Annotated in this window: 23 protein-coding genes; 8 read left to right on the top strand and 15 right to left on the bottom strand. The window is 35.7% G+C overall.

What is annotated here, in order from left to right; translation table 11 throughout:
- The first annotated feature begins 9 nt into the window (after window positions 1-9).
- The 4 genes from acs to nhaA all read left to right on the top strand — a co-directional run bounded on the left by acs (window position 10) and on the right by nhaA (window position 6,500).
- The gene (gene acs / locus BLS98_RS02940; RefSeq protein WP_228425239.1) at window positions 10-1,950 is read left to right on the top strand and encodes an acetate--CoA ligase; all 1,941 of its coding nucleotides are present in this window, start codon (window positions 10-12) and stop codon (window positions 1,948-1,950) included.
- A gap of 683 nt (window positions 1,951-2,633) precedes the next feature.
- A complete protein-coding gene (locus tag BLS98_RS02935) occupies window positions 2,634-2,999 on the top strand; it encodes a hypothetical protein (protein WP_089733435.1) in 366 nt (121 codons plus the stop codon).
- A gap of 109 nt (window positions 3,000-3,108) precedes the next feature.
- The gene (locus tag BLS98_RS02930; RefSeq protein WP_089733433.1) at window positions 3,109-5,319 is read left to right on the top strand and encodes a RelA/SpoT family protein; all 2,211 of its coding nucleotides are present in this window, start codon (window positions 3,109-3,111) and stop codon (window positions 5,317-5,319) included.
- A 2-nt stretch (window positions 5,320-5,321) separates the two neighbouring features.
- The gene (nhaA, locus tag BLS98_RS02925) at window positions 5,322-6,500 is read left to right on the top strand and encodes a Na+/H+ antiporter NhaA (RefSeq protein WP_089733431.1); all 1,179 of its coding nucleotides are present in this window, start codon (window positions 5,322-5,324) and stop codon (window positions 6,498-6,500) included.
- Here nhaA and BLS98_RS02920 read toward each other — a convergent pair.
- Entirely contained in the window at window positions 6,497-7,510 is a 1,014-nt protein-coding gene (locus tag BLS98_RS02920; RefSeq protein ID WP_089733429.1) for a YihY/virulence factor BrkB family protein, read from the bottom strand. The genes nhaA and BLS98_RS02920 overlap by 4 nt on opposite strands.
- Before the next feature lie 338 nt (window positions 7,511-7,848).
- Here BLS98_RS02920 and BLS98_RS02915 point away from each other — a divergent pair, with 338 nt between their 5' ends.
- Both BLS98_RS02915 and BLS98_RS02910 read left to right on the top strand, forming a co-directional pair.
- Window positions 7,849-8,094: a helix-turn-helix domain-containing protein gene (locus tag BLS98_RS02915; protein ID WP_089733427.1), complete on the top strand. Its 246-nt coding sequence runs from the start codon at window positions 7,849-7,851 to the stop codon at window positions 8,092-8,094.
- A 96-nt stretch (window positions 8,095-8,190) separates the two neighbouring features.
- Window positions 8,191-8,664: a 23S rRNA (pseudouridine(1915)-N(3))-methyltransferase RlmH gene (locus tag BLS98_RS02910; protein WP_066698205.1), complete on the top strand. Its 474-nt coding sequence runs from the start codon at window positions 8,191-8,193 to the stop codon at window positions 8,662-8,664.
- Window positions 8,665-8,697: 33 nt separating this feature from the next.
- Here the strand turns inward: BLS98_RS02910 and BLS98_RS02905 are convergent, their stop codons facing one another.
- The 4 genes from BLS98_RS02905 to BLS98_RS02890 form a co-directional block, all read right to left on the bottom strand.
- Entirely contained in the window at window positions 8,698-9,153 is a 456-nt protein-coding gene (locus tag BLS98_RS02905; protein WP_089733426.1) for a tRNA (cytidine(34)-2'-O)-methyltransferase, read from the bottom strand.
- Between the two features lie 130 nt (window positions 9,154-9,283).
- Window positions 9,284-10,096, bottom strand: a complete 813-nt coding sequence (locus BLS98_RS02900) for a tetratricopeptide repeat protein (protein ID WP_089733423.1) — start codon at window positions 10,094-10,096, stop codon at window positions 9,284-9,286.
- On the bottom strand, window positions 10,093-10,659 hold the full coding sequence (locus tag BLS98_RS02895; protein ID WP_089733421.1) for a phosphatase PAP2 family protein: 567 nt from the start codon (window positions 10,657-10,659) through the stop codon (window positions 10,093-10,095). Before BLS98_RS02895 ends, BLS98_RS02900 begins: the two co-directional genes overlap by 4 nt.
- A gap of 3 nt (window positions 10,660-10,662) precedes the next feature.
- The gene (locus tag BLS98_RS02890; protein WP_089733418.1) at window positions 10,663-11,001 is read right to left on the bottom strand and encodes a Sec-independent protein translocase subunit TatA/TatB; all 339 of its coding nucleotides are present in this window, start codon (window positions 10,999-11,001) and stop codon (window positions 10,663-10,665) included.
- Window positions 11,002-11,285: 284 nt separating this feature from the next.
- Between BLS98_RS02890 and BLS98_RS02885 the strand changes: the two genes are divergently transcribed.
- Window positions 11,286-12,230: a hypothetical protein gene (locus tag BLS98_RS02885; RefSeq protein WP_089733416.1), complete on the top strand. Its 945-nt coding sequence runs from the start codon at window positions 11,286-11,288 to the stop codon at window positions 12,228-12,230.
- Between the two features lie 95 nt (window positions 12,231-12,325).
- On the opposite strand, the gene BLS98_RS02880 is transcribed toward BLS98_RS02885, so the two are convergent.
- The 7 genes from BLS98_RS02880 to secD all read right to left on the bottom strand — a co-directional run bounded on the left by BLS98_RS02880 (window position 12,326) and on the right by secD (window position 20,411).
- Window positions 12,326-13,120, bottom strand: a complete 795-nt coding sequence (locus BLS98_RS02880; RefSeq protein WP_089733414.1) for an arylamine N-acetyltransferase family protein — start codon at window positions 13,118-13,120, stop codon at window positions 12,326-12,328.
- Window positions 13,121-13,244: 124 nt separating this feature from the next.
- Window positions 13,245-14,273 carry an ACR3 family arsenite efflux transporter gene (gene arsB / locus BLS98_RS02875; protein WP_089733412.1) on the bottom strand — a complete coding sequence of 343 codons (1,029 nt, stop codon included), beginning with the start codon at window positions 14,271-14,273 and terminating at the stop codon, window positions 13,245-13,247.
- Window positions 14,274-14,369: 96 nt separating this feature from the next.
- Complete coding sequence (locus BLS98_RS02870; RefSeq protein WP_089733411.1) at window positions 14,370-14,981, bottom strand: arsenate-mycothiol transferase ArsC; 612 nt, start codon at window positions 14,979-14,981, stop codon at window positions 14,370-14,372.
- Window positions 14,982-15,008: 27 nt separating this feature from the next.
- Window positions 15,009-15,482 carry a DUF6428 family protein gene (locus tag BLS98_RS02865; protein ID WP_089733408.1) on the bottom strand — a complete coding sequence of 158 codons (474 nt, stop codon included), beginning with the start codon at window positions 15,480-15,482 and terminating at the stop codon, window positions 15,009-15,011.
- Between the two features lie 60 nt (window positions 15,483-15,542).
- A complete protein-coding gene (locus tag BLS98_RS02860; RefSeq protein WP_089733406.1) occupies window positions 15,543-15,869 on the bottom strand; it encodes an ArsR/SmtB family transcription factor in 327 nt (108 codons plus the stop codon).
- 235 nt (window positions 15,870-16,104) lie between these two features.
- On the bottom strand, window positions 16,105-17,325 hold the full coding sequence (locus BLS98_RS02855) for a TCR/Tet family MFS transporter (protein WP_089733404.1): 1,221 nt from the start codon (window positions 17,323-17,325) through the stop codon (window positions 16,105-16,107).
- A gap of 188 nt (window positions 17,326-17,513) precedes the next feature.
- The gene (gene secD, locus BLS98_RS02850; RefSeq protein WP_089733402.1) at window positions 17,514-20,411 is read right to left on the bottom strand and encodes a protein translocase subunit SecD; all 2,898 of its coding nucleotides are present in this window, start codon (window positions 20,409-20,411) and stop codon (window positions 17,514-17,516) included.
- A 216-nt stretch (window positions 20,412-20,627) separates the two neighbouring features.
- Between secD and BLS98_RS02845 the strand changes: the two genes are divergently transcribed.
- Window positions 20,628-22,007 carry a PQQ-dependent sugar dehydrogenase gene (locus BLS98_RS02845; RefSeq protein ID WP_089733399.1) on the top strand — a complete coding sequence of 460 codons (1,380 nt, stop codon included), beginning with the start codon at window positions 20,628-20,630 and terminating at the stop codon, window positions 22,005-22,007.
- Between the two features lie 268 nt (window positions 22,008-22,275).
- Here BLS98_RS02845 and hemN read toward each other — a convergent pair whose 3' ends face one another.
- The 3 genes from hemN to BLS98_RS02830 all read right to left on the bottom strand — a co-directional run bounded on the left by hemN (window position 22,276) and on the right by BLS98_RS02830 (window position 26,436).
- Window positions 22,276-23,634 carry an oxygen-independent coproporphyrinogen III oxidase gene (gene hemN / locus BLS98_RS02840; RefSeq protein WP_089733397.1) on the bottom strand — a complete coding sequence of 453 codons (1,359 nt, stop codon included), beginning with the start codon at window positions 23,632-23,634 and terminating at the stop codon, window positions 22,276-22,278.
- A gap of 225 nt (window positions 23,635-23,859) precedes the next feature.
- On the bottom strand, window positions 23,860-24,870 hold the full coding sequence (locus tag BLS98_RS02835; RefSeq protein ID WP_089733394.1) for a WD40/YVTN/BNR-like repeat-containing protein: 1,011 nt from the start codon (window positions 24,868-24,870) through the stop codon (window positions 23,860-23,862).
- 48 nt (window positions 24,871-24,918) lie between these two features.
- Window positions 24,919-26,436: an amino acid permease gene (locus BLS98_RS02830; RefSeq protein ID WP_089733392.1), complete on the bottom strand. Its 1,518-nt coding sequence runs from the start codon at window positions 26,434-26,436 to the stop codon at window positions 24,919-24,921.
- Window positions 26,437-26,577: the final 141 nt, after the last annotated feature.

Here is a 26,577-nt window from a genome sequence, read left to right as displayed (position 1 = left end):
AAACTATCAATACAATTCAAATTTCAAAAAAATAAAAGGGATATGAGAAATTACTTAATAGAAGATTTACCACAATATTTTGAAGATTATAAAAAGTCTATCAAAAATCCGAAGAAATTCTGGGACAAGGTAGCCGATCAAAATTTTGTTTGGTATCAGAGATGGAGCAAGGTTGTTAAGTACGATATGAATGAAGCTAAAATCGAATGGTTCAAAAATGCCAAACTTAATATTACCAAAAACTGCCTAGACAGACATCTAGCTATAAGAGGAGATAAAACAGCCATTATCTGGGAACCGAACGATCCGAAGGAGGAAGCTCAGCATATTTCCTACAACGAACTATACACCCGTGTCAATAAAACAGCCAACGTTTTAAGAGATATGGGGATTGAAAAAGGAGACAGAGTCTGCATTTATCTTCCCATGATCCCGGAACTTGCTATTACCATGCTGGCATGTGCTAAACTTGGAGCCGTTCATTCTGTTATTTTTGCAGGTTTCTCAGCTTCTGCCGTATCTTCAAGAGTGAATGACTGTGAAGCCAAAATGGTGATTACATCAGATGGAAGTTACAGAGGAAATAAAGTTCTGGACCTTAAAAGCATTGTTGATGAAGCCCTGGAAAAGACTCCAACCGTTGAAAAGGTTTTGGTTGTTAAAAGAACTCACAACGAAATCAAAATGAAAGAAGGAAGAGATCACTGGCTAACTGACCTCTATGAAAAAGCTTCCGCGGATTTCGTCACCGTTATTATGGATTCTGAAGATCCGCTTTTCATCCTTTATACTTCAGGTTCTACAGGAAAACCAAAGGGAATGCTTCATACTTGCGCCGGATACATGGTTTACACTGCCTATACTTTCAAAAATGTATTTAATTATAAGGAAAATGATATTTATTGGTGTACAGCAGATATTGGCTGGATTACCGGCCACTCCTACATTCTTTACGGCCCTTTATTGAATGGAGCCACTACAGTTATTTTCGAAGGAGTTCCAACATATCCTGAACCGGATCGTTTCTGGGAAGTGATTGAAAAACATAAGATCACTCAGTTCTACACTGCTCCTACCGCTATTCGTTCTTTAGCTAAAGAAAGTGCAGAATGGGTAGATAAGCATGATTTGAGCTCTTTGAAAGTGATTGGATCTGTGGGAGAACCTATCAATGATGAAGCATGGCACTGGTTTAACGATCATGTTGGAAAGAAAAAATGTCCTATTGTTGATACCTGGTGGCAAACAGAAACAGGAGGAATTATGATTTCGCCACTTCCTTTCGTTACGCCTACCAAACCTACTTATGCAACTCTTCCTCTACCAGGAATACAGCCTGTTTTGATGGATGATAAGCGTAATGAAATTACAGGAAATCAGGTAACCGGAAACTTATGCATCCGTTTTCCATGGCCGGGAATCGCAAGAACAATCTGGGGCGACCATCAAAGATATAAGGAAACCTACTTTACCGCTTTTCCCGGAAAATATTTCACAGGAGATGGCGCTTTGAGAGATGAAGTAGGTTATTATAGAATTACAGGACGCGTAGATGATGTGATCATCGTTTCCGGACATAATCTGGGAACCGCTCCTATTGAAGATAGCATCAACCAACACCCTGCCGTTGCAGAATCTGCTATTGTAGGCTATCCTCACGATATTAAGGGGAACGCTTTGTATGGTTATGTGATGCTTAAAGAAAGCGGAGAAGGCCGTGATAAGGAGAATCTTAAAAAGGAAATTAACCAATTGATCTCAGATCAGATCGGACCTATTGCCAAACTGGATAAGATACAGTTCGTTTCAGGGCTTCCGAAAACACGCTCCGGTAAGATTATGCGTAGAATCCTTAGAAAAATTGCAGAAGGAGACTTTAGCAACTTCGGAGACATCAGCACCTTACTGAACCCGGAAATTGTAGAGGAAATTAAAAACGAAAGAATTTAAATTTAATTTCAAATTGTAAGATAAAGAGATCATTTTCGCTTGGAAATGATCTCTTCTTTTTTTATGTAAGGATTTTGAATTCTCTTGCATCCTTAAAATAATATCTCGCAGATTTCGCAAATTACGCAGATGATTGTGCTGTAACCAACGAAATAGATTATAGTGAACACAAGTTAGTTATTAAATCTGCTTCATCTGCAAAATCCGCGAGATGAAAATAAACGCAAAGAAATATATTTCCACTGCTTTATTTTAAAACCTTTGCGTTTAAGAATATTCACAAGTTCAAATCAATGATATTGAAGAATCTAAGAGATTTTTCACTCCGCTTTGCTCCATTCAGAATGACAGAAGACAAAATATAATCTACCCATTATTTAATCTGCGTGATCTGCTAAATCTGCGTGGGCAATACATTAATCAAAATCAAAAAAATTAGAGTTAAATAACAAGAAAATTTGGCAACTACTTTTATCAGAGGGATTGATGAGTTTTAATTGTTTTTGAGAATTTAAAAAAAAATTAGTAAATCTATAAATTTAAACACATGTTCAATAGATATTTTTAAACATTTTAACATTATATTATAGATAAAATATTAATAGATAAATTTTATTGACTTTATATCAAATAAATAAGAAAATTATTATTATCTTTAATAACAACTTTAAAACCCATTAATTATGTCAAATATATTAGCTGGGCTATTTGAGCACCATAGCGATTACAAAAAGCTTGAGAGTGATCTAGAAAATTCGGGAATCCCTAGTTCTGATTACATTGTATACCTTAACAGTGAAGCAAGTAACGCCCAATACCTGGCAAGTGTGGCGGTAAAGGATAATGACCAGGTGGATAGTGTCCGGAGCATTTTTTCACAAAATGCAGTTATAAAAACTTATTTATTCGAAAATATGAGCATCGATCAGGCCAATTATGATACGATTAAAAAGTACATTGATGCCAGAAACAGGGCAGAGATTCACAACAGTCCTGATATTAAAATTAAGACCGCAAGCGACGGCATGAATTCAGAGGTGAAATTCTAATCAACATAAAACTAAATAACCGGGAATCCGTAGTGCGTGCTACGGATTTTTTATGTTTGAAAAAAGTAAAAATTTTCGTATTTTCGTCTAAATATAGGCATCTGCACAAATGAGTTACGATTTAGAACAAGAGAACAAAGAGATTCTTGCAAGGTATAAGGATCTGATTTCTAATACATACAGGACTCTGGATGAGGAAAACAACAAACTTATCCGGAAAGCATTCGATATTGCATTGGATGCTCACAAAGACCAAAGGAGAAAATCCGGGGAGCCTTACATCTACCACCCTATCGCTGTAGCCAAAATTGTAGCGACGGAAATTGGTTTGGGGGCAACTTCTATTGCCTGTGCATTGCTGCATGATGTGATTGAGGACTCTGACTACACCTATGAGGATCTGAAAAAGATCTTTGGTGAAAAAATAGCCAGTATCGTGAATGGATTAACAAAAATATCCATCATGAACCACCAGAACATCTCTGTACAGTCGGAAAACTACAGAAAATTGCTGCTGACACTGTCTGAAGATTTCAGGGTTATTCTGATTAAAATTGCGGACCGTCTTCACAATATGAGGACCTTGGAAAGCATGGCTCCGGACAAGCAGAAAAAAATTGCTTCAGAAACGGTTTATATCTATGCTCCGATGGCCCACCGTCTTGGATTGTACAATATCAAATCCGAGCTGGAAGACCTTTCTTTAAAATACAATAATCCGGAAGTATACAATGAAATCACGGAGAAATTGGAATTGGCCAAAGAAAGCCGTGAAAGGTATATTGAAGAATTTAAAAAAGAAGCTTCTGAAAGACTTCATGAAGAAGGTTTAAATTTTAAAATCAAAGGCCGTGCAAAGGCTATTTCTTCTATTTACAGAAAAATGCTGAAGCAGGGAGTTTCCTTTGAAGAAGTTTTTGATAACTATGCCATCAGAATTATTTATAAATCGGATGCTAAAAACGAAAAATTCCTGGCATGGAAGATCTACTCTATCGTAACGGATGTTTATCACAGTAATCCGTCAAGAATGCGTGACTGGATCACTCAGCCCCGCTCTACAGGATATGAAAGTTTACACCTGACAGTTTTAGGCCCTGATAGAAAGTGGATTGAAGTACAGATTCGTTCCGAACGTATGGATGAAATTGCTGAAAAAGGGGTTGCAGCGCATTACAAATACAAAGAAGGCTATAAACAAAGTTCAGATGACCGTAATTTTGAAAAATGGGTTACAGAGATCCGTGAAGTGCTTGAACAACAGCAAAACCTTTCTACTTCCGAGCTTCTGGATAATATCAAACTGAATCTTTATTCAAAAGAAGTATTTGTATTTACTCCAAAAGGAGAAATCAAGATTTTACCTACCAATGCTACAGCACTGGATTTTGCATTTTCAGTTCACTCCGACCTTGGGATGAAGTGTTTGGGAGCTAAAATTAACGGAAAGCTGGTGCCTATTTCCTATGTTCTTCAAAATGGAGATCAAGTAGATATTCTTTCTTCTCAGAATCAGAAACCTAAATCGGACTGGCTGGAATTTGTAGTAACATCTAAGGCCAAATCCAAGATTAAAAGTTACCTGAATTCTCAGAAAAACCAGCTGGTGGAGGAAGGAAAAGAAACCTTACAGAGAAAACTTCGTCATGCGAAAATCAACTTTAATGATGAAGAAATTAATAAATTACAAAAGTTCTTTAATTTAAAATCATCACAGGAACTATTTCTTAAATTCCAAACCAACGAACTGGATGCCAGTAGTTTAAGAAAATATATTGAAAGTAAAAACGTATTCAACAACTTACTTTCCCGATTCAGGAAATCTCCATCCAAAAATACTCATTATGAGGAGCCGAAAGAGCAAAACCTCGACATGATCGTCTTTGGAAAAGATGAGGAAAAGCTGAATTATAGCTATGCAAAATGCTGTACAGTAATTCCGGGAGACAAAATCTTCGGGTTCATTACCATTTCCGATGGAATTAAAGTACACAGCGACAACTGTCCGAATGCCATCAACCTTAGAGCACAATATGATTATCGTGTCATTCCAGCCAAATGGGTGAATGAAGAAAGCTTCAAGAACAGAGTAAAAATAGAGATTGAAGGCCTTGACAGAATGGGAATGATTAACGATATTACTACGGTCATCAGTGGAAGTATGGGAATGGATATGAAGAGCCTGTCTATTGAATCCAACAACGGAGTCTTCACCGGAAACATCAATCTTGAAGTCAAGAATAAGGGGCAATTGGAGGAAACCTTCAAGAAGCTCAAGAATATTAATGGAGTCTCGAGAGTGAGACGACTACAATCTTAAACATGAATTTATCACTTTATTTTAAAAAATTTTTTAACAACAGTCAAGCCTCAGGAATCATTCTTATTTTCTGTGTGCTTATTTCGTTACTTATTGCGAACTCTTCTATTGCCGGAAGTTTTCAGAACTTTTTAGACAAGGAAGTAGGAACTTATTTGTTTGATCTGAACTATCCTGTCAGCATCTGGATTAACGATGGCTTGATGGCCGTGTTCTTCCTTTTGGTAGGACTGGAAATTAAAAGGGAGCTTGTAGAAGGCGAACTTTCTTCTTTCAAGAATGCTTCATTACCTATTTTTGCTGCAGTAGGCGGAATGCTGGTACCTGCAGTTATTTACAGCATTTTCAATGCCGGAACGGAATACGGCAATGGCTGGGGAATTCCGATGGCTACTGATATTGCTTTTTCTTTGGCGATTATTTCGATGCTGGGAAAAAAAATACCTAATTCGATTAAGATTTTCTTAGCTGCATTAGCTATTGTAGATGATTTAGGAGCTATTCTCGTGATTGCTATTTTTTATACAGACCAAATCCATTGGATTTATCTTCTACTCTCTTTTGCAGTAACAGCCTTGTTATTTATCTTGAACTTTTTAAAAGTAACCAAAACTATATTTTATCTTATTCCGGGATTGTTTTTATGGTATTTCCTGCATCATTCCGGAATTCACGCAACTATAGCAGGAGTTTTACTGGCGTTTTCAATTCCTACCAATGCTTCTAATGTAGAAATTTCACCATTGGAAAAACTGGAACACCAGCTTCATATTCCGGTAAGCTTTTTAATCATGCCTATTTTTGCTTTAACCAATACCAATATTACTTTTTCAAGTGAAATGGTAGCAGGTGTTACAAGTACATTAGGATTAGGAATTATCTGCGGATTGATTCTTGGGAAGCTGATTGGGATTAATTTATTCTCTTTAATCGCTATCAAATTAAAACTTAGTTCTTTACCTCAAAACAGTAACTGGACTCAGATGATTGGGGTGGGTCTTTTGGCCGGAATCGGATTTACGATGTCCATTTTTATTGCCTTATTATCATTTAAAGGAGAAATTGTCATTCAGGATGAAGCTAAATTTGCGATTCTGATTGCGTCTTTTATTGCAGCCATTCTAGGATTTACGATCTTAAGTCTAAGTTCTAAAGGAAATATGGAACCGGAGGAAGATTAATTCTTCTTCTGGTCTTCCAGCTTTCTACGATGTTGTTCATCACTGTCAAAATCCGGCTCTGTGATCAGAGTATGATAGTGAACTGTTTCCTTCTGAATTTCATCAGACAACAACTTCTCTATTCTCAGCTTTCTGATCGCCATATTCAGCTCATTCCCAAAAAGTAAAAGATAAACATTTACATTCACCCAAACCATCAGCAGGATCATACTTCCAATAGATCCGTAAAGCACGTTGTAGCGGGCAATATCTTTCACATAAATCGCAAAAATATAGGTAGTAAGCACAAATAATACGGTGGTAAGAATTGCTCCCGGAACCGCCTGTCTGAATCTTGTAATTTTCACTGTTCCCAACCAGTAGAATAAGGTTAAAAGAATAAAATAAAACAGCGGAAACGAGACAAACCCGATGATACTGGAAAGATTATCTACCAGCCAGCTTACGTCATAAGCAGGTGTAAAAAGCTTCATGACAACTTCTACATAATAGACTCCGAAAAGGGCTAAAAATACAATGGTAATAAAGCCTATCGTAATAAAGAATGAAAGGATAAACTCTTTTACATCGCTGAGTTTTTCTTCTGTATTCTCATTAAATCCGTTAATCAGGGAGAAAGTTCCATTCGTTGCAAAAATGAGTGCCAGTACGATGGTAAGATTACTGATCCCTTTCATATTGGGAATGATATTGGTTTCAATATAGCCTCTCACGTCGCCTTCCATATTAGATGGGAAAACATTATGCATCAGAACATCAAAAATATAGAACTGAAGTTTATCATAATGCGGCATATAAGGCAAGACCGAAAGCAAAAAGAGTATAAATGGAAATAAACTTATGGTAAAACTCCAGGAAATAGCAGCGGCTTTTCGTCCTATCTTTCCTTTAAAAATCCCCGATATATAAATCTGAAACATCTGCCAAAGCGATATTCCTAAAACAGGAATATGGATGTTATCAAAAAACTCCTGAACCTTCAGGATAAATCTGGGAACTTTTACACTCATCTAATGCTGCAATTTCGTGATTAGTCAAAAGATCAAATACCAAACCCAAATGATGAGTTTTTATAGATATTTTCTCTATCTCTTACAAATATAAACATTTTCCCTCTCCTGCTCCTTCATGTGAATTATATAGAATGAAGACTTATTGACTTTCATCATAAAAATCCTGACCATTTCCCTCTTATCGTTATGACCCTTTTTTAAATTACGGCAGACTATTAAAATAATTAAAAATGTGTTCAGACCGCTATACATTAAACTACCGCAAATGATGGTCTAAATCCTTTTAAACAAAAATATCGATATTTCCCATAAACCAGATTGACGGTCGGATTAATATGAACAAACTTCGTTTGTTCCGAACATTTAAAAATGCCACCACACTGAATCCTATAGAATACATTCAGAAGGTAAAGGTAGAAGCAGCCAAAAAAGCATTGGAAACCGGAGAATCTAATATTGCTGATATTACTTATAACATTGGCTACAGTAACCTGAAAACATTTAGAACTCTATTCAAACGAGTAACCTGCCTAACTCCTATTGATTACAAAAATAAATACAAGGGTAATTTGATTGATTAAAGAAAATCTATAGTCTTTAGATAGGGATTTGAGATATTTATGAGCCAATCCTAACCAGTAAAAATCACTATCTTTGCCGCCTGAAACTTTTTACTAATGCGAATCAGCTTACTTTGTATCGGCAAAACAGATGATAAGGAAATTACATCTTTGATTAATTATTACCTTAACCGCCTTCCCAAGCACTGGAATTTTGAAATTACTGAGATTCCTGATGTTAAAAATGCCAAAAACCTATCATCGGATCTTCTTAAAAAAGAGGAAGCCAAGCTTTTTCTTAATCATATTGACAAAAACGATCTGGTTGTTATTCTTGACGAAAAAGGGAAACAGTTTACCAGCCGTGAATTTTCTCAGAAAATCGATACATGGATGAATTCTTCGGTAAAAAAAGTACATATCCTTATTGGCGGTGCTTACGGTTTTTCAGAAGATATGTATAACAGGGCCAATGAAAAAATGTCGTTATCTAAAATGACTTTTACTCATCAGATGATCCGCCTTTTTATTGTGGAACAGCTTTACCGTGCAGATCAGATTCTTCAGGGAAAGCCTTATCATAATGATTAAAAGTCACTTATTTGTTTAACTGTAAATAGCAGTCTATCCTTTTAAACCAATCTGTCTTTTGGCTTCTCCTACTACAAAAGCTACAGAATTGGCGATATTAAAGCTTCGGATCAGCTTAGACATCGGAATGGTTAAATGGTTTTCAAATTGTTCTAAAACCTCCTGACTCAGCCCTACACTTTCCTTTCCGAAAACTAACCAGTCACCATCTTGAAAATCGTTTTCCAGATATGATTTATCTGCATGGGAACTCATTAAGAACACTCGTGACGGGTCTGGGATGCTTTTTATCCATTCTTCAACATTGGTATATTCAGTAACATCAAGATGTACCCAATAATCCAATCCTGAGCGTTTCAGATTTTTATCATTAATTATAAATCCGAAGGGATGAACTAAGTGCAGTTTACATTCTGTTCCCACACATAAGCGACCGATATTCCCTGTATTATTTGGGATTTCGGGTTCTACAAGAACGACATTTAACATGTATATTTTTTATATAAATAAAAACAGCTAAAAGTAAGCATATTGCAGTATTCAGCTGTTTTTTTTGATGATTAATAATGATGATTTCAATACAAAAAAACCTGTTGGCAGGTAAATGATGTAATTTATCTTATTTTTTAGCACATTTAGTATAGTACTCAGCTAATATAGCTTTTTCATAGCCAAAATTAACGGCTTTGTCAAGGGTTTCACAAGCTTCTTTTGGTTTCGCTGTATTAAATAAGATCAGTGCTTTCGTTACATACGCCTGGGCAAATTTCGGATCAATAGAAATTGCTTTATTAACGTCTGCAATTGCTTCTTTATTTCTTTTCATTTTCAAATAAACATCTGCCCTTCCGCTATACAGTAAAGATTCAGGTTTTTCGGAAATAAGTTTATTATAATCTTTCAAGGCATCTTCCAGCTCACCATTATTTTTTTTCAGATTGGCTAAACCGGTTTTGGCAAAAATATTATCTGGGGCAAAAGTCAGGATATGATTAAGATCTGCTTTAGCCAAATCTTTTTTGTCCTGAGCTTCATAGATTTTGGAACGGGTAAGATATAAATCAGGGCTTTTATCATCCACTTTAAGCCCACTTTCAATATATTCCAATGCTTTTTTCTTATCTCCTTTCTGACTGTATAATGAAGAAAGATTTTCATAGATAGAAACCGACATCGGATTGGTTTTTAAGGCCATATCATATGATTTAAAAGCAAGACTGGTTTTTCCTAATCTTCTTTGCGCTGTTCCGAGATAATTATAATATTCTGATTGAATTTTTCGGATCTGCTCCTTCTCTACCAGTTTGGAATACTGTTCTTCAGCACATTTATAATCTGCTTTTTTAAAACATTCTTCAGCCATTTTTTTATCCTGGGCAAAGATGTTTAATGAGAAACTAAGGGAAGCTAAAACTAATAAAGATTTTTTCATGAAGTTATATTTTGTTTGTTGATCACTTTTCTGGCGAGTGCACCAAATATCACTCCCAATAAAGATCCAACAAACGCCCCCACCAAAATATCAATTGGAAAATGCACTCCTAAATATATTCGGCTGTAGGAAACCACTATAGCCCATACAAATATAGCATAAGGAAACCATTTAAGTTTATTTTTAAGCAAAATACTTAAAAAGGCGGCTAAAAAGAATGTGTTTGACGCATGTGCTGAATAAAATCCATACTGCCCCCCACACTTCACAATTCTCATATAATGCTCCAAACTGGGATCATGACATGGTCTTAACCTTGCCACTCCATATTTGAAAACGCTTGCAAGCTGGTCTGAAACCGTTGCTCCAAGTGCTAAAAATATAAGGATAAAAACTAAAGATTTTAGTTTGTAATTTTTGTATAAAAAATAAAGGAATATAATATAAAGAGGTACCCAAATCCATGTACTGGATATCAGCATCCAGAACTGGTCAAAGGCCGGGTCTCCCAAATTATTAAGGTATAGAAATACCTGCTTATCTTCCTGAATGATCTCCTCCATACATTATCTGCTTACAGGTCCTTCGTGAGTTTCATCATCGGCAGGCTTTGGTTTTGGAGGTTCCTGAGTAGTAGAAGCAGGTTCTGTAAGAACATCTTTTTCAATATCCTTCATTGGGTTGAAATCTTTCGCCGCATCTTTCACTTTCTCAATTTCACGTTTAATCTCAGAAACAGGGTTGTCTGTTTCCTTCATGATTTCAGTTTTGATATCTTCCACTGCACCACGCATTTTTCTAACACCTGCACCCAAGTCACGTGCAATTTGAGGCAGTTTATCCGGGCCGAATAATACAACGATTGCGATTGCAATCAGTGCCATTTCTCCAATGCTTAATTCCATGCTGTAAAATTACAAAAGATTATACATTTATTTGCTGTAAACTAAAAATTTAAACAAATTTTAAGATTTTGGTGAGAACTCAGCTAAAAATTGCAGGTTTAAAGGCTTACAATGTGCTATTAACCGTATAAAATGAGTAGTTTTTCTCATACCTTAATTTATTTTCTCTAATCCCTCCTATTCACCACTTTATGATTGCAAATTAACAAATAATTAATTCAAAATATTGAGAATTACACAAGGTTTAAGTATATTTACTACGCACAACCTAAATTAAATATATTATGAAAAAATTAGTTACTGCCTTTAAATTGATGGCCGTTTTATCGGTATTATCACTTAGCAGCTGTAGTGATGAGAACAATGAAATTTCCAAACAGGAAGCTGTCCAGACAAAAATCACCACTGCTGATTTGCAAAAAGAAACTACTTCTATTTCACAAGCTGTTCCCAGCACTGTACAGGCCCAGTTAGATGAATCACAAAAAAGCCTTGAAAAATATCTAAAAAGTGATATACAAATGGCTGGTGTGAAAGTGATTGGACAAATTTCGACACAAAAAGGAATTGAAATTTCAAAAAGTCTTATATCTGACAAGGACCAGTTTATTGCTGTGGGGAATCTTATGGACCTTTCTACTGTAAAATTAGGAAGAATTGGTGATCTTTATGCAGGTGATGATCTTAGCATCGCTCAAACCGGATTAAAAGAAATGGTGACTGAAGAAATAAAAACAGGAACCAACGTTATGGAAGTAATCTGGAGCAACAAAAACGGAAAATTTACAACACTTTGCTTTTATAATGATTCCGGAATTATCTGGGATAATGTTCTTGGAGGATTAATTATGATGGATACAAGAGGAACTGTAGAAAACTCAAATACAGCAGCTGCAAAAGTAGTCTCAAAATGGTATAAAGAATGGTGGACAGCCAACTGGCTTTGGGGATCTAAAAGAGGTGAAATGGGATATCAGATTACCATCTATTATACTGGTTCATCTGTATCTAACGCAGATGTTAACGACTGGTCCAACATCAGTTTAGGAAAAGCAAAAAGTGAAAGTAAGATTACTAAAAAAACAGGGGCTTACGGACAATGTCAATACGCATTGGGACTTTGTACTCCAACAGGATCTTTAAGCTTTAATGCCAGCAAATTTTCTGTTTCGTTCTCAGGATTGGGGAGTAATATGGTTAGCAATGGATACAAATCATTATATCCTTAGTTTCATAGAATATAAAATTTTTTAAATGATAAAGGGAAGTCTGTTAGCAGCTTCCCTTTATTTGTATCATTACAATCAATGATGATCATTTGTTTTTATGCTTTCTGTTTCAAAAGTTCAATAGCATTTTCGTTCAAACCAAATACATCCTTCAGCATTTGGAAAAGTTGAACATCATTTTCAATAGCAACAGATTCTTTTCCCCCTGTTGTTTTTCTGACATTTAATGTATGATTGCTAAAGGTGTACCGTGTATTTTCATCTACCTTTGAAAAAACCAGATTTTTTCTGAAATTAGATTCCGGGTAAGTAGTCAGGTACCAATTACAGATTTCAAGATCAAGAGGTTCTACATACTCCAAGTCAAAACGATACACTGGCAACCACTTTTCTCTCCAGGTCCAGAGTGTGTAGGCTCCATTTTTCTGCGAAATTTTAAACTGTTCATTCGGGGTGTCCTGCGCAGCTTCTTCATTCAGAAGCAAAGGTCCTGTAAGTGTTGCGGTTCCAAAACCGCAGTCTACAAGATATTTTTGATTATTTAATTCTACAATCAGCAATAGATGTGTTTTGGCGGCAGTGCTATTTTCGTCCTTTCTCCACAATACCCTTCCCAACTGCAATTCAACCTTAAAGCCAAGATATGTCAATATTTCGCTTAAAAGAAGATTCTGTTCATAACAATATCCGCCTCTGGATTCTACCACCAGTTTCTGAAAAACATTTTCCAGATCCAGTGATGGAACTTTCCCCGTGTAAGAATCTATATTTTCAAAAGGGATATATTGAGGATGCAGCTGGTGGATTTTTTTTAAAACCTCCATATTCGCTCCTAAATCTCCGGAATAATGAATCCTTTTGAGGTATTTTTCTAATTTTAAATCATTCATGATTTTGACTTTTATTATTTTATATTAGCAAATGTCTGAGAAAATTTCTTAGAAATTCACATCATTATTATTAATAGAGTAAATCAATCATTTCCTGAGACTTGAGAGAACTTATTCCTTTTTTCTAATAACATTTCTTTTTTAACCATAAGCTTATCTTTACAAGTACTATCAAAACTGGTACTTCTACCAATGGCCCAATCACTCCAACAAATGCCTGTGGAGAATGAATTCCAAATACCGCAATAGACACCGCAATAGCTAATTCAAAATTATTCCCTGTTGCTGTAAAAGCTATGGAAGCATTTTTATCATAAGGAACTTTGAATGATTTATTGATAAAGAAACTTACAAAAAACATCAAAACAAAGTATACTATTAAAGGCACGGCTACTTTTAAAACATCTAATGGCAACTCCAGTATCTTATCTCCTTTCAGGCTGAACATTAATACAATTGTAAATAAAAGAGCATACAGAGTGAGTGGAGAAATTTTAGGAACAAATTTCCTGTTATACCATTCCAGACCTTTTAATCTGATTAATAAATAACGGCTTAAAAAACCTGCTATAAAAGGAATACCCAGATATATAAATACACTTTCTGTAACCTCTTTCATTGATACCGATATATTAAAATTAGCCAAACCTAATTTTTCTGGCAGAATGTTGATGAAAAGCCAAACCATAAAACTGTAACTAAATACTTGAAATATGCTATTCAAGGCAACTAATAATGCTCCATACTCTCGATTACCTTTTGCTAAATCATTCCAGACAAGTACCATTGCAATACACCTTGCCAAGCCAATGAGAATTAAACCGATCATATAATCCGGTTCATTTCTGAGGAAAACAATAGCCAATACAAACATTAATACCGGCCCTATTATCCAATTTAACAACAAGGAAATGCCTATAACTTTTTTATCTGTAAAAACTTTTGGTAATAAGGAATAATCAACCTTTGCTAATGGTGGATACATCATGACTATTAAACCTATTGCCAGCGGAATATTTATAGTTCCAACAGACAAAGAATTGGTAATACTTGAGATCTCTGGAAAGAAATAGCCTAATCCTATTCCTAAAAACATGGCTAAAAATATCCAAAGCGTAAGGAATCTATCCAGAAATTTTAATTTTGGCTGCATAATATGTATTTAATCTGTTCCTAGTACTTTGCTTCTTCTTTTCATTAATTGGAAATGGATTGATAATGATCCCTATCAATAGAAATTATTTTCATTTTATTTTTTTATTTGTGAAAACACATACAACATTTCTGCACCTATCTGTAAACTTCTTTCATGATAAATCTTTTCTTGTTCAAGAGTTCCGTCTGAAATTTTGGGATCTTCAAAAGTAATAGGGATACGTTTGTCAGCTCCTGGAATAAAAGGACATCCGCCATCTGCCTGAGAACAGGTCATAATTGCGGCAAAACCATTTGTGGGATTAAATACACTATCATATTTTTTAGAGAACCCTATAATGGGATGCAGATCTTCATCATACTTGATAGCATATACAGGGTTTTCCGTATCTGAAATTTTCATGATAAAAAAACCTTGTTCCATCAATATTTCTGCAACCTTAGGAAACATTGCCGTTTCTTCGGTTCCTCCAGAATAACAGGTCACCTTTGGGATATCAAAATATATACTTGCAGCCTGTGCCCAAATTTGTGATAAATGGCTTCTCCTCGAGTTGTGGGTACAGATAAAGTTAAGATCAATGGTTTTCTTGTTGTCAAGATTTTCCTGAATAAAATCAATTAATGGTTTCAGTATAGCTTTTCTATCCTCGTTAATTTCTTGACTTTTTAATAACGCTATTGTTTCTAATAGTTTGGAATACATTGTTTGTTTGTTTTGAGTTATTCAGTTTTAGCAACATCCGGAATCTGGTGTACAGCAAGAAGTTTGATTTGAAGATAGTTCTGATAACCTCACTTTCTGTTTCTCTACAGGAATTCCACAGGCATCCTGAGCTAAACAAGCTGTTGTCTTATTTTTAAGAACAAAGGTTTTTCCATTAAACTCTAAATCATATTTCCCAATGGTTGTATTTTGATATTCCACTTCAATTTCATCATCTGCTATCCCCAATTTCTCTTCTGAAAGGTTAATAATATGCAAAAGCTTTCCAGGTTTTAATCTGTGCTCAAAATCATTGGCATTCCATAACTGAAAATTAATTACCTTTTCATTTCGGATTTTCCCACCACAATCAATAAAATGTTTTGTTACAATTCCTACTTCTGTAACATGAAAATGCTCCGGAACAAAATCTCCGTTTTCTAATTGAAATTCAACATTAGCTAATGTTGGTAAAATTGCTTTGATTTCAGATAATTTCATTGTCTTTTTATTTATTGGTTAAATGCTATATTACGATAGATGTAAATTAAAAAAAAATGCTTAGCAGCATTTCTGATTGGAAACAGTCACTATTATTTTTGAAAAATAATCTTTTAATATTCCAAAGGTATTTTCATCAATACAATAGCAGATGGCCGTCCCCTCAATATTTCCTTTGATTAAACCTGCATTCTTTAATTCTTTCAGATGTTGGGAAACTGTTGCTTGTGCCAATGGAAGTTCATTAACAATATCACCGCATATACAAGTGTCTACCTTTAGCAGGTATTCAATAATAGCAACTCTGGCAGGATGCCCTAATGCTTTTGCAATTGTAGCAATCTTGTTTTGCTCATCGGTGAAATGGTCTGTTTTAGTTGCTCCCATAGTTTGAATAATTATATCGCAATATTACGATAAAAATTTATATGAAGAAAGAAAATCCAATAATATATTTTTTTACGCCAATCCAATTGCTGGAAACTTATGATCTATTCAGGGATTTACGTTCATACTTCTACCCTTCTGCTTGAAATAAACTCATTCAGCCTGTATTCAGCAATACAAGCCATATCTTAAAAATAATGGTTTTGAATTCTCATCCAGCTAAAAGTCAGGTTTATTAAATCTTTCCTTTTTTCTTAAAAGCAGAATAAGTAATAACTACACTAATGGCCATTAAAATAAACGCAAGGAAGAATGGTGCTCCTGAAAACTCAAACGGTGCTTCATCATGCGTAAAGAAGTAGAACAGGTTAGTCATCATAGGAGGACCAATAATTGAAGTAGCACTCATTAAACTCGTTAACGCTCCCTGAAGTTCACCCTGTTCATTAGCAGGTACACTTTTCGTTATCACCGACTGCAAGGCAGGACCACAGATTCCTCCTAAACAATACGGAACTAAAAAGGCAAACATCATCCACCCTTCTGAAGCAAAAGCAAACAGTAACAATCCTATAGCATACATGGTAAGACCATAATAAATGCTCTTCTGCTCCCCTAATCTGGGTGTAGTCCATCTTATTAAAAGTCCCTGTACCAAACCAACAAGTAAGCCTACCACTCCTAATGAAATACCTACCATTCTTTCGGTCCAGTTGAATTTATACATGGTAAAGAAACTCCAGTTACTCTGTACAGCATGTCCTGCAATATAGATCAGAATCAAAGCAGTAATAAGTCCTGAGATTTCCGGATGTTTTCCTAAAAACTTGAACGAACCCACAGGATTGGCGCGCTTCCAGTTAAACGCTCTTCTTTTATCTTTATCTAAACTTTCAGGAAGGATGAAATAGCCATAAAGGAAATTAAGAAGACATAAAGCTGCTGCTGCATAAAAAGGAACTCTTGCTCCATAATGTCCTAACACACCACCCAGAACCGGGCCTATTATGAATCCTAGACCAAAGGCAGCTCCTATCAGTCCAAAGTTTTTTGCTCTGTCTTCATCCGTGGAAATATCTGCAATATAAGCGCTCGCAGTGGTTACACTTGCCCCTGTGATCCCGGCAATAATTCTTCCCAGGAACAGCCACCAGATGGTTGGAGCCAATGCCAGAAAAATATAATCTATGGCAAACCCAAAAAGCGAAATCAGAATAATAGGCCGACGTCCATATTTGTCACTCAGGTTTCCAACCAGTGGAGAAAAAATAAATTGTGTAAATGCATAGGCAAAACCCAGCCAGCCACCATATTTTGCGGCTTCACTGATATCTGCATGAATCAACTCTTCAATTAATTTAGGAACTACAGGAATTATGATTCCCCATCCTGTAATATCAATCAGTAAAGTAATAAATATAAAGCCTATAGCTGCTTTTTTCTTTGAATTTTCCATGATACTGCAAAATTAATCAAATCTTAAAAATAATGATTATAAATTATACAATATTAAAGAAGTATAACACTAACTGATAGAATCATATTAAAAAACCTTTAGTTTTTATATTATTTCCAACATCTTAAAGCCGGAAATAAAAAAAGCCTTTCTTTCGAAAGGCTTTTACTAATTTATTGTAGTTTGTATTATTTTGAAGCAAGTACTTCTTCTTTATTGGAAGTTGTTTTTCCGTGTACTTCATCTTCTTTTCCTTTCTTAAGGAAGTCATAAGCAATTGCCGATGCAATAAAGATGGATGAATAAGTACCGAATCCAATACCGATTAACATAGCAAACATGAATCCTCTTAGGTTATCACCACCGAAGATGAAGATCGCAAGGATTACCAAAATCGTAGTGAATGAAGTGTTGAATGTTCTACCCAACGTACTTGAAATAGAGTCATCAAATAATCCAGCTAACGTTAAAGATTTCTTCTCTCTTAGGTATTCTCTAATTCTGTCGAAGATAATTACCGTATCGTTAATAGAGTATCCTAATACTGTAAGGATTGCAGCAATGAAATCCTGATTGATCTCCATGTTGAACGGCATATATTTATGAAGTAATGAATACGTTCCTAAAATGATTACCGCATCGTGGAATAATGCTGCCACTGCACCTAAAGAGAACTGCCATTTTCTAAATCTGAATAAGATGTATAAGAAAATACCTCCTAAAGCAGCTACTACAGCTAGAATACCATGTGTCTGGATATCATCAGCAACCGTAGGTCCTACTTTTTCAGATGAAATAATACCAGCGTGATCTTTATCCGCAGATTTGAATTCATTTAAAGAAAGGCTAGCAGGAAGATCTCCTTTTAATCCTTCATATAATTTCTGCTCAATAGTCTGGTCAGCTTTTAAAGATTCATCTTCAATAAGGTAATCAGTAGAGATTTTTAACTGCTTAGAGTTTCCGAAAGTTTTAGCTTCTACTGAAGAGTTCTTACCATCTTCAGTTTTGAATAGTTTTACTAATTTTTCTTCAACATCATTAGCATTTACTTCTTTATCAAATCTTACAACATAGTTTCTACCTCCTGTAAAGTCGATACCATATTTGAATCCGTGAGTTACAATAGAAACAACACAAATTACTGTTAATACAGCTGAGACTATGTATGCATATTTTCTCTTTCCGATAAAATCAATCCATGTATTTCTGAATAAGTTCTTCGTAGGAGCAGTCCATACAGAAAGGGTCTTACCTTTGTTCAGTCTGCTGAAGATCATTACTCTTGATAATAATACAGAAGTAAACAATGTCATGATAATACCGATCATCAATGTCAATGCGAACCCTTTAATAGGTCCTGTTCCGAAGAAGAACAATACAACCGCCGTAAGTAACGTAGTAGAGTGACCGTCAATAATTGCGCTTAATGCGTGTTTGAAACCGTCTTTATAAGCTTCTAAGATACTCTTACCAGCAAATAATTCTTCTTTCGTTCTTTCATAGATAATTACGTTCGTATCTACCGCCATGGCCATCGTTAACACGATACCCGCGATACCAGGAAGCGTAAGTGTGAAGTCTCCGGAATCCATAATTCCGAAAATATAGAAAAGGTTAATTACCATCGCAATTACAGCGTACACTCCGGCACCTCCGTAATAGAAAATGATATAAACAATGATAATTAAGAATGCGATTGCAAATGAAATCATACCAGCGTTGATAGATTCCTGTCCTAATGACGGACCTACCTGAGTAGCCTGAACTACCTTAGCACCTGCAGGTAATTTACCAGCACCTAAAACGTCAACCAATTCCTTAGCTTCTTCCTGAGAGAAGTTACCAGAGATTTGAGTTCTACCGTTAGGGATAGCATTTACAACGTTTGGAGCAGTATATACTCTGTTATCAAGTGTTACAGCTACTGGTTTTCCAACGTTTTTCTCCGTTAAAGTTTTCCATTCTTTAGCTCCTTTAGAATCCATCTGCATGTCTACCACTACTCTTCCAAGTTCGTCGTAGCTAATGTTTGCAGTTTCTACAGCACCGTCTACCGGAGCTTTTTGGTTGATGTTACTTCTGATTGCATACAATACTAAATCATCAGGACTTGTAGCTTCAGGTTTGTAACCCCACATGAACTGTGTATATTTAATGTTTGCAGGACGTGATGCCATTCCTACTTTGCTGTTCAAGATTTTGTTTACAGCAGCAGTATCAGACAATTTTACGTTAGCAACACCATTACTTCTTAATTTGTCAAGCTGTAAAAGGTTCATGAAGTTTACATTCTTTGCAACTCCCATAGAATCTCCTTTTGCAGCAACCATAGTTGTTAATGTCTGGAAATAAGGAGCCACTTCAGGTACTTGCTGTACTTCCCAAAACTGAAGTTTTGCAGAAGTCTGAAGCATTTTCTTTACCTTGTCGATATCCTTCATACCAGGCATCTCTACAGAAATTCTAGCTGTACCAGGTACTCTCTGAACGTTTGGCTGGATTGCTCCAAGTTTATCAATTCTCGTTCTGATTACCTCGAAAGCTGTTCCTACAGAAAGATCAATTCTTCTCTTAACAATACTTTTTACCTGCTCATCAGTAGTATTATACTTGATTTCAGATAAGTTTGTGTTCCCGAAAAGTTCCGGATCAGCAAGCTTTAGGTTTGTACCTTTTGCTTTGTTAACCGCATCGAACTGTTCAAAGAAGTTGTCGATGTAAGATTTTGTTGAGTTTTTCTGAGCTTCATCAGTCTTATTTAAAGCCTCAATAAGAACAGGATTTGTAGAAAAATTGGTTAAATCATTTACCAAATCTCTCTGGTTGATTTCCAATAGAACGTTGATCCCTCCTTTTAAGTCAAGACCCAATTTCATTTCCTTGTCTTTAGCTTTTGAATAATAAAGCTTCGTATACCCAAGATTAAGAGTATCCTCCTTGATTCGTTTGATCTCTTTCTCGTTTCCTTTCGCAGCTTCGATCTGCGATTCAATTTTGCTGGCGTACCAGGTTGGTAATAGCTCGTTTAAGCAAATCAACCCCAGGACAATAGCAACAATTGTAATAAGTCCTTTTCCTTGCATTTTGTTATAACTACGTTAAATTAAGTCGGCAAATATAATGATTTTCTTGTATTTTATGAATTTTTAACAACAGAAATGGTTTATTTTCAGATATATCAGTATTCTGAGTTCTATTTAAGATTTAACAATTATTTTAGGGTATCTTAGTGAAGTTTACAAAATTTAATTGGTATAAAATTTTCATTCATATTTCAACACCTTAACTATCAAAATATTATGAAAAAATTACTTTTTACCCTAAGTATCTTTTCTTCTTTATTCGTTAATGCTCAAAGTATTAATTTGGAAGAATTTGCCAGTGGACTTACCAGTCCCGTCGAGATAACAAACGCCAATGACAGCCGGTTATTTGTGGTTCAACAGGACGGAATGATAAAAATAATTCAGCCTAATGGGAGTATTAACCCAACTAATTTCCTTAATATTTCTTCAAAAATTATTTTTAATGGAGAAAGAGGTCTTTTAGGACTCGCATTCCATCCGCAATACTCAACCAATGGGTATTTTTTTGTGTATTATAACAACACCGCAGGAAATATTATCCTGGCAAGGTACAGCGTTAGCTCAACCAATCCGGACGTTGCTAATTCCAGTTCTGAAAAGATACTGTTGAATATTCCCAAACCATTTGCCAACCATAACGGTGGAAGTATTCATTTTGCACCTGATGGAAAACTCTGGGTGGTAACAGGAGATGGTGGAAGCGGCGGAGATCCTAATAACAATGCTCAGAATAAAAATGTATTGCTAGGGAAAATGCTGAGAATAGATGTGAATGTCACAGATCCAGCCCCATACAATATTCCATCCGACAATCCTTTTGCAGGTGCTGGTGTTGACGGAGCTGATGAAGTATGGGCCTATGGTCTAAGAAATGCATGGAAGTTCTCATTTGATCTCACTACCGGAAATGCCATGATTGCAGATGTTGGTCAAGGAGCAATTGAAGAGATTAACAGAATGCCACTTTCACAAGCAGGAATCAATTACGGATGGCGCTGTTATGAAGGAAATACTCTTTACAATACGACTACAGGATGTCCGCCTCAATCTTCAATGACATTTCCTATTGCCGTATATGATCATTCCGGTGGAAAATGCTCTATTACCGGTGGCTATGTTTACAGAGGCTCACTCTACCCATCACTTCAGGGAAAATATTTCTTTGCAGACTTTTGTTCTGACCAGATAGGCATACTGAATGCTGATAATTCTATTACATGGACATCTGCCTACAGTGGAAACGGTTTCTCTTCTTTCGGACAGGATCTCCAAAAAGAACTTTATGTTGCCGCATTGAATACCGGGAAGATTTTCAAAATTACAACAGGATCATTGGGTACCCAAGAAAATCTCCTTTCAGAAACGATAAAAATTTATCCAAACCCTGCTTCAAAAGAAATTTTCATCAGTGGAATTAAAGATAAAAAGGTAACGGCAGAGATCATTAGCGCCGAGGGACGAAGGGTTTTAGAAACAAACCACATTACTAATGAAAAAGGAATTGATATTTCCAGAATTACTCCAGGGGTTTATTTTATCAATCTGAAATCAGGAAATTATACATCTTACAGCCAGAAAATTGTTATTAAGTAGAAACAGTTGGTTTTAACGCTAAAGAGCACTAAGTATTTTAACAATAATACTTTTCAAAAAGTTCGCAAGGACGTTACACTCAGCCAAGACAACCCTTGCTAAACGAAGTGCCTCTGCGAACGAAAAAATACTACATAACGTAGAAATACCTCTACGAGCAATGCGTTAAAAAACTGGAAACTATGTAAGCTTTATTACTTTATAGCAAAAAGTAAAATACAACTTTAAACAAATAAAAAAGCGATTCAGTGTTGAATCGCTTTTTGTTTTATATCGTCATTGAGAAAATTCTTGTTTCCGGTTTATTTCTCATCATTCTGAGATCAAAAACCATTGCTACATTTCGGGTGAAAGCTCTACCCGCTTCTGTAATTTTAATTTCCTTACCTGAAATTTCAACCAACCCGTCATTTTCCATTTCCTTCAGCATGTCTAATGCATTATCCAGCTCAGGGAAAGAATTATCTATAGTAAAAGTGGTTTCAAGCTGACACATCAGATTTAAAATATGTCTTCTTACAATCAGGTCTTCTTCATTCAGAACGTGTCCTTTCACAACAGGGATTTTACCTTCCTCTACCATCGTCTGATATTCTTCCACCGTTTTCACATTCTGAGCAAAAGCATACCATGAATCAGAAATTGCAGACATTCCAAGTCCTACCATCAATTGAGTATTGCTTGAAGTATATCCCATAAAGTTTCTGTGAAGTTTTTTATGAATCAGAGATTGATATAAATCATCATGTTCTAAAGAGAAGTGATCCATTCCTACCTCAATATATCCCAAATCCTGAAGCAGTTTTTTACCATCTTCATACAAACGGCGTTTTTCTTCTCCACTAGGAAGGTCATTTTCATCAAAACCTCTCTGTCCAACTCCTTTTACCCATGGAACGTGTGCATAAGAGTAAAATGCAAGCCTATCCGGCTTCAGCTCCATTGTTTTTCTGATGGTATGCTCCATTGCTTCCCAAGTCTGGTGTGGAAGTCCGAAAACCAAATCGTGGCTGATTCCTCTGTATCCAATTTCCTTAGCCCATTCCGTTACGTTTTTCACGTTCTCAAAAGGCTGAATTCTATTGATGGCTTTTTGTACTTTAGGATCATAATCCTGAACTCCGAAGCTCACTCTTCTGAATCCGAGGTTATATAAAGTCTGAAGGTGTTCCTTCGTGGTATTATTCGGGTGTCCTTCAAATGAGAATTCAGGGTGTTCTGCAATCTCCACCGTTGAAAAGATCCCTTCCAACAAAGTTTTCAGATTTTCAGGTGAGAAAAATGTAGGAGTACCACCTCCAAGGTGTAATTCTTTCAGTTTTGGCTTTTCATTAAAAAGCTTAAGATAAAGTTTCCATTCCTTTAAAACACTTTCCAGATACGGAACTTCAACACTGTGCTGTTTCGTAATACGTTTATGACATGCACAGAACGTACACAATGCCTCGCAGAAAGGCAAATGGATATAAATAGAAATCCCCTCCTCTGCATTGCTTTCATGAAACGACCTGATTACACTCTCCTTCCAACTTTCCGGTGAAAATGTAGATTCATCCCAATATGGAACCGTAGGATAAGACGTGTAACGTGGCCCGGGAATATTATACTTATCTATTAAAGAATTCATTTTGAATAAAAAATTTTATAAGGTGAGGAAGTTTAACATTATTAAAATTCCATCCTACAAAATTAACCATTAGTTATGAATTTCTGCCTATGAATTATATTAGGTTATAGTTTAGAATGAGTCTAAATACACTATTTAAACCTGTTACGGAAATAATGATAAATTCTATCAGTACCATTTATTTTATTGATCCGAAATCTGATATCCATTAAGAAATACTATCTCTCATTTTATTTTCATTACCACAATCCTATCCTTTCCCGCAAAGACTGCTCTATTCCCATCAATCCACTGCCCAACATACAATCCTTTTTCATCAGAAATTTTCTTCCATGTCTTTCCAAAATCTGAAGAATAGCTGATATGCTGATCACCTACAGCAATCATTTCCTTCCCTTTTGAACCGGGTTTGATTTTCACACAAGTCATATATCCTGCATTTTGCCCTGAAGCCTGAATCTGCCAGGTTTCTCCACCATCATGTGTAGTAGCAATATTATTAATATTAGCATCCTGCTTGGTATAATCACCTCCTACTGCAACTCCGAATTGGTCATCACTAAAATCTATGGAATACATTCCCTGTGAAGATTCTCCCTGAATAAAAGGTGTTTTGAAAACTTCCAGTTTTTCACTTTTAAGATTCAGTCTTAAAATTCTTGAAGCTTTCCCTCCTGTAGCAATCCAAAGATTTTTTTTCGTGGAAGAAATATTGGTATTACTGGCTGCAAAAGCCGCTTCTCCCTCATTCAGCTTTATATTATTTTTAAACATTCCCCATTTGCCATCTTTATAAACGGCTAACTTTAATAACAGATCACTGTCTGAATCACTGAAGGTATAAGCCAATTTACTGTTCACAAAATGTAAAGCATCATAAAAAGCCGTTTTTGCAGAATCTTTATAAACAATCTGTGATTTTAAATCCCTTTTATCAATTTTAAAAAAGCGAGCCGGGCTTACGATATTGATCGCATAGAAGGAGGTTTTATCCTGTGCCAGAGTTCTAAACTCAAGCTTATCATCAGAAAGCTTAATTTGTTTTTGATTCTTAGCATCCTTAAGATCTACAAACCCGAATTTAGACTCCGAGCCACTGTACCAAACTTTATTATCATATAACTCAAGAGCTCTGATGCTAATTTTATCATTAAAAATTGTTTCAATGCTTTCCACCTGTTGTGAAAATGCAACCATTCCTACAGAAAGGAATGCAATGGAGAAAATCTTTTTCATAGACATATTGTAAGACAAAAAAAACCGCCGAAGCGGTTTATATTATTATTAATCTTGGTTCTGATATTTTTCAGGATTATTAAGTTTACTATTTGATTTTCCATAAAGGAAATATACTAAACCACCTAAGAATAACCATACAGCCGAAAGCTCCAATGCATGAGCACTTAAGTTAAATATCAAATAAATATTGATAAATACTCCCAGTGCCACAACTATTTTGTAAGCAGGAACTTTGAAAGGTCTGATCAAATTAGGTTCTTTTTTTCTCATTACCCAAACGGCAATACAAACCAGTGTAAAGGCAAACAGGGTTCCGAAACTTGTCATATCAGCCAATGTTGAAATAGGGGTAAATGCAGCGATTAATGCTACAACAATTCCCAACAAAATGATTCCTTTGTAAGGTGTTTTTGTTTTTGGATGAAGATCACCGAAGAATTTAGGAATCAATCCGTCTTTTGCCATTCCGATGAAGATTCTTGACTGTCCCATCATCATTACCATTACTACTGAAATTAATCCTACAGTAGCAGCAATTGTTACCACATTACTAGCCCAGTGTTTCCCTGCAATTTCAAAAGCATAGGCTACAGGAGCTTTGATCGCATCAGGATATTTACCTTCCGGGTTAAAGTCTGTATAATGCATCATCCCTGTTAATACAAGAGATACACAAATATATAAAGCCGTACACACCAATAATGAAGCGATAATTGCAAAAGGCACATCTTTCTTAGGGTTAATAGCCTCTCCAGCCTGCGTAGAAACAGCATCAAAACCAATATAAGCAAAGAAAATAGCTGCTGCTCCGGAAATAATCCCTTTAATACCATAAGCCGAGACCAGATCTCCCTCAGAATTTTTAATCTTAACCTGATCCGGAATAAAAGGCTTCCAGTTCTTAACACCATCTACTGCATTATAAAGATCAGTATTAGAAAAGATAATATATATCCCTGCAATAATTACAAAGATAACGGCAGACGTTTTCATCAAAACGATCAGGTTATTGGCTCCTGCTGCTTCTTTCGTTCCTTTTACCAATAACGCGGTAATCAAAAGAACAAGAATAAACGCAGGCAGGTTCATTGAAAAACCGTCTCCTGTATAACTTGACGGATCTGATGTAAGATAAGCGGGCAAATGAATATTGAAAATTTTCAAAAATTTATTAAAGTATCCGGACCAGCTCACGGAGACCGCCATACTTGCCATGGCATACTCGAGGATGAGACACCACCCCATGGCCCATGCAAAAATTTCTCCTACTGTTCCGTATGCATAAGCATAAGCAGACCCTTCTACAGGAATAATGGATGCAAACTCAGCATAGCATAACGCTGCAAAAACGCAGGCAATTCCTGCTATAATAAAGGATATTGCAAGTGCTGGCCCTGCATGGTAATAGGCTCCTGTTCCCGTAAGAACAAAGATTCCACCTCCAATGATAGCACCTACTCCAATTGCTGTTAAACTCCATTTTCCAAGGACTTTTTTCAGCTCACTTTTCTTCATATCTGCCTCATAGGCACTTAGTGGTTTTTTAACCCAAATTTTCGACATGTTTTTTTATTTATTAAGGATTTACGAAAATATAAAAAATTTAGGAACTCCCACGTTTATCGGTAAACTTTCATCATTTATTTTACATTAAAGTATTTAAAAACCTGAACAACACATTATTTAATTCATTTTAAAAAGTCC

It is taken from the genome of Chryseobacterium jejuense (assembly GCF_900100075.1).
In the GTDB taxonomy this organism is placed as follows: Bacteria; Bacteroidota; Bacteroidia; order Flavobacteriales; family Weeksellaceae; genus Chryseobacterium; species Chryseobacterium jejuense.
The sequence above is the reverse complement of the archived record's forward strand: the minus strand, read 5'-3'. Positions and strand labels throughout refer to the sequence as shown.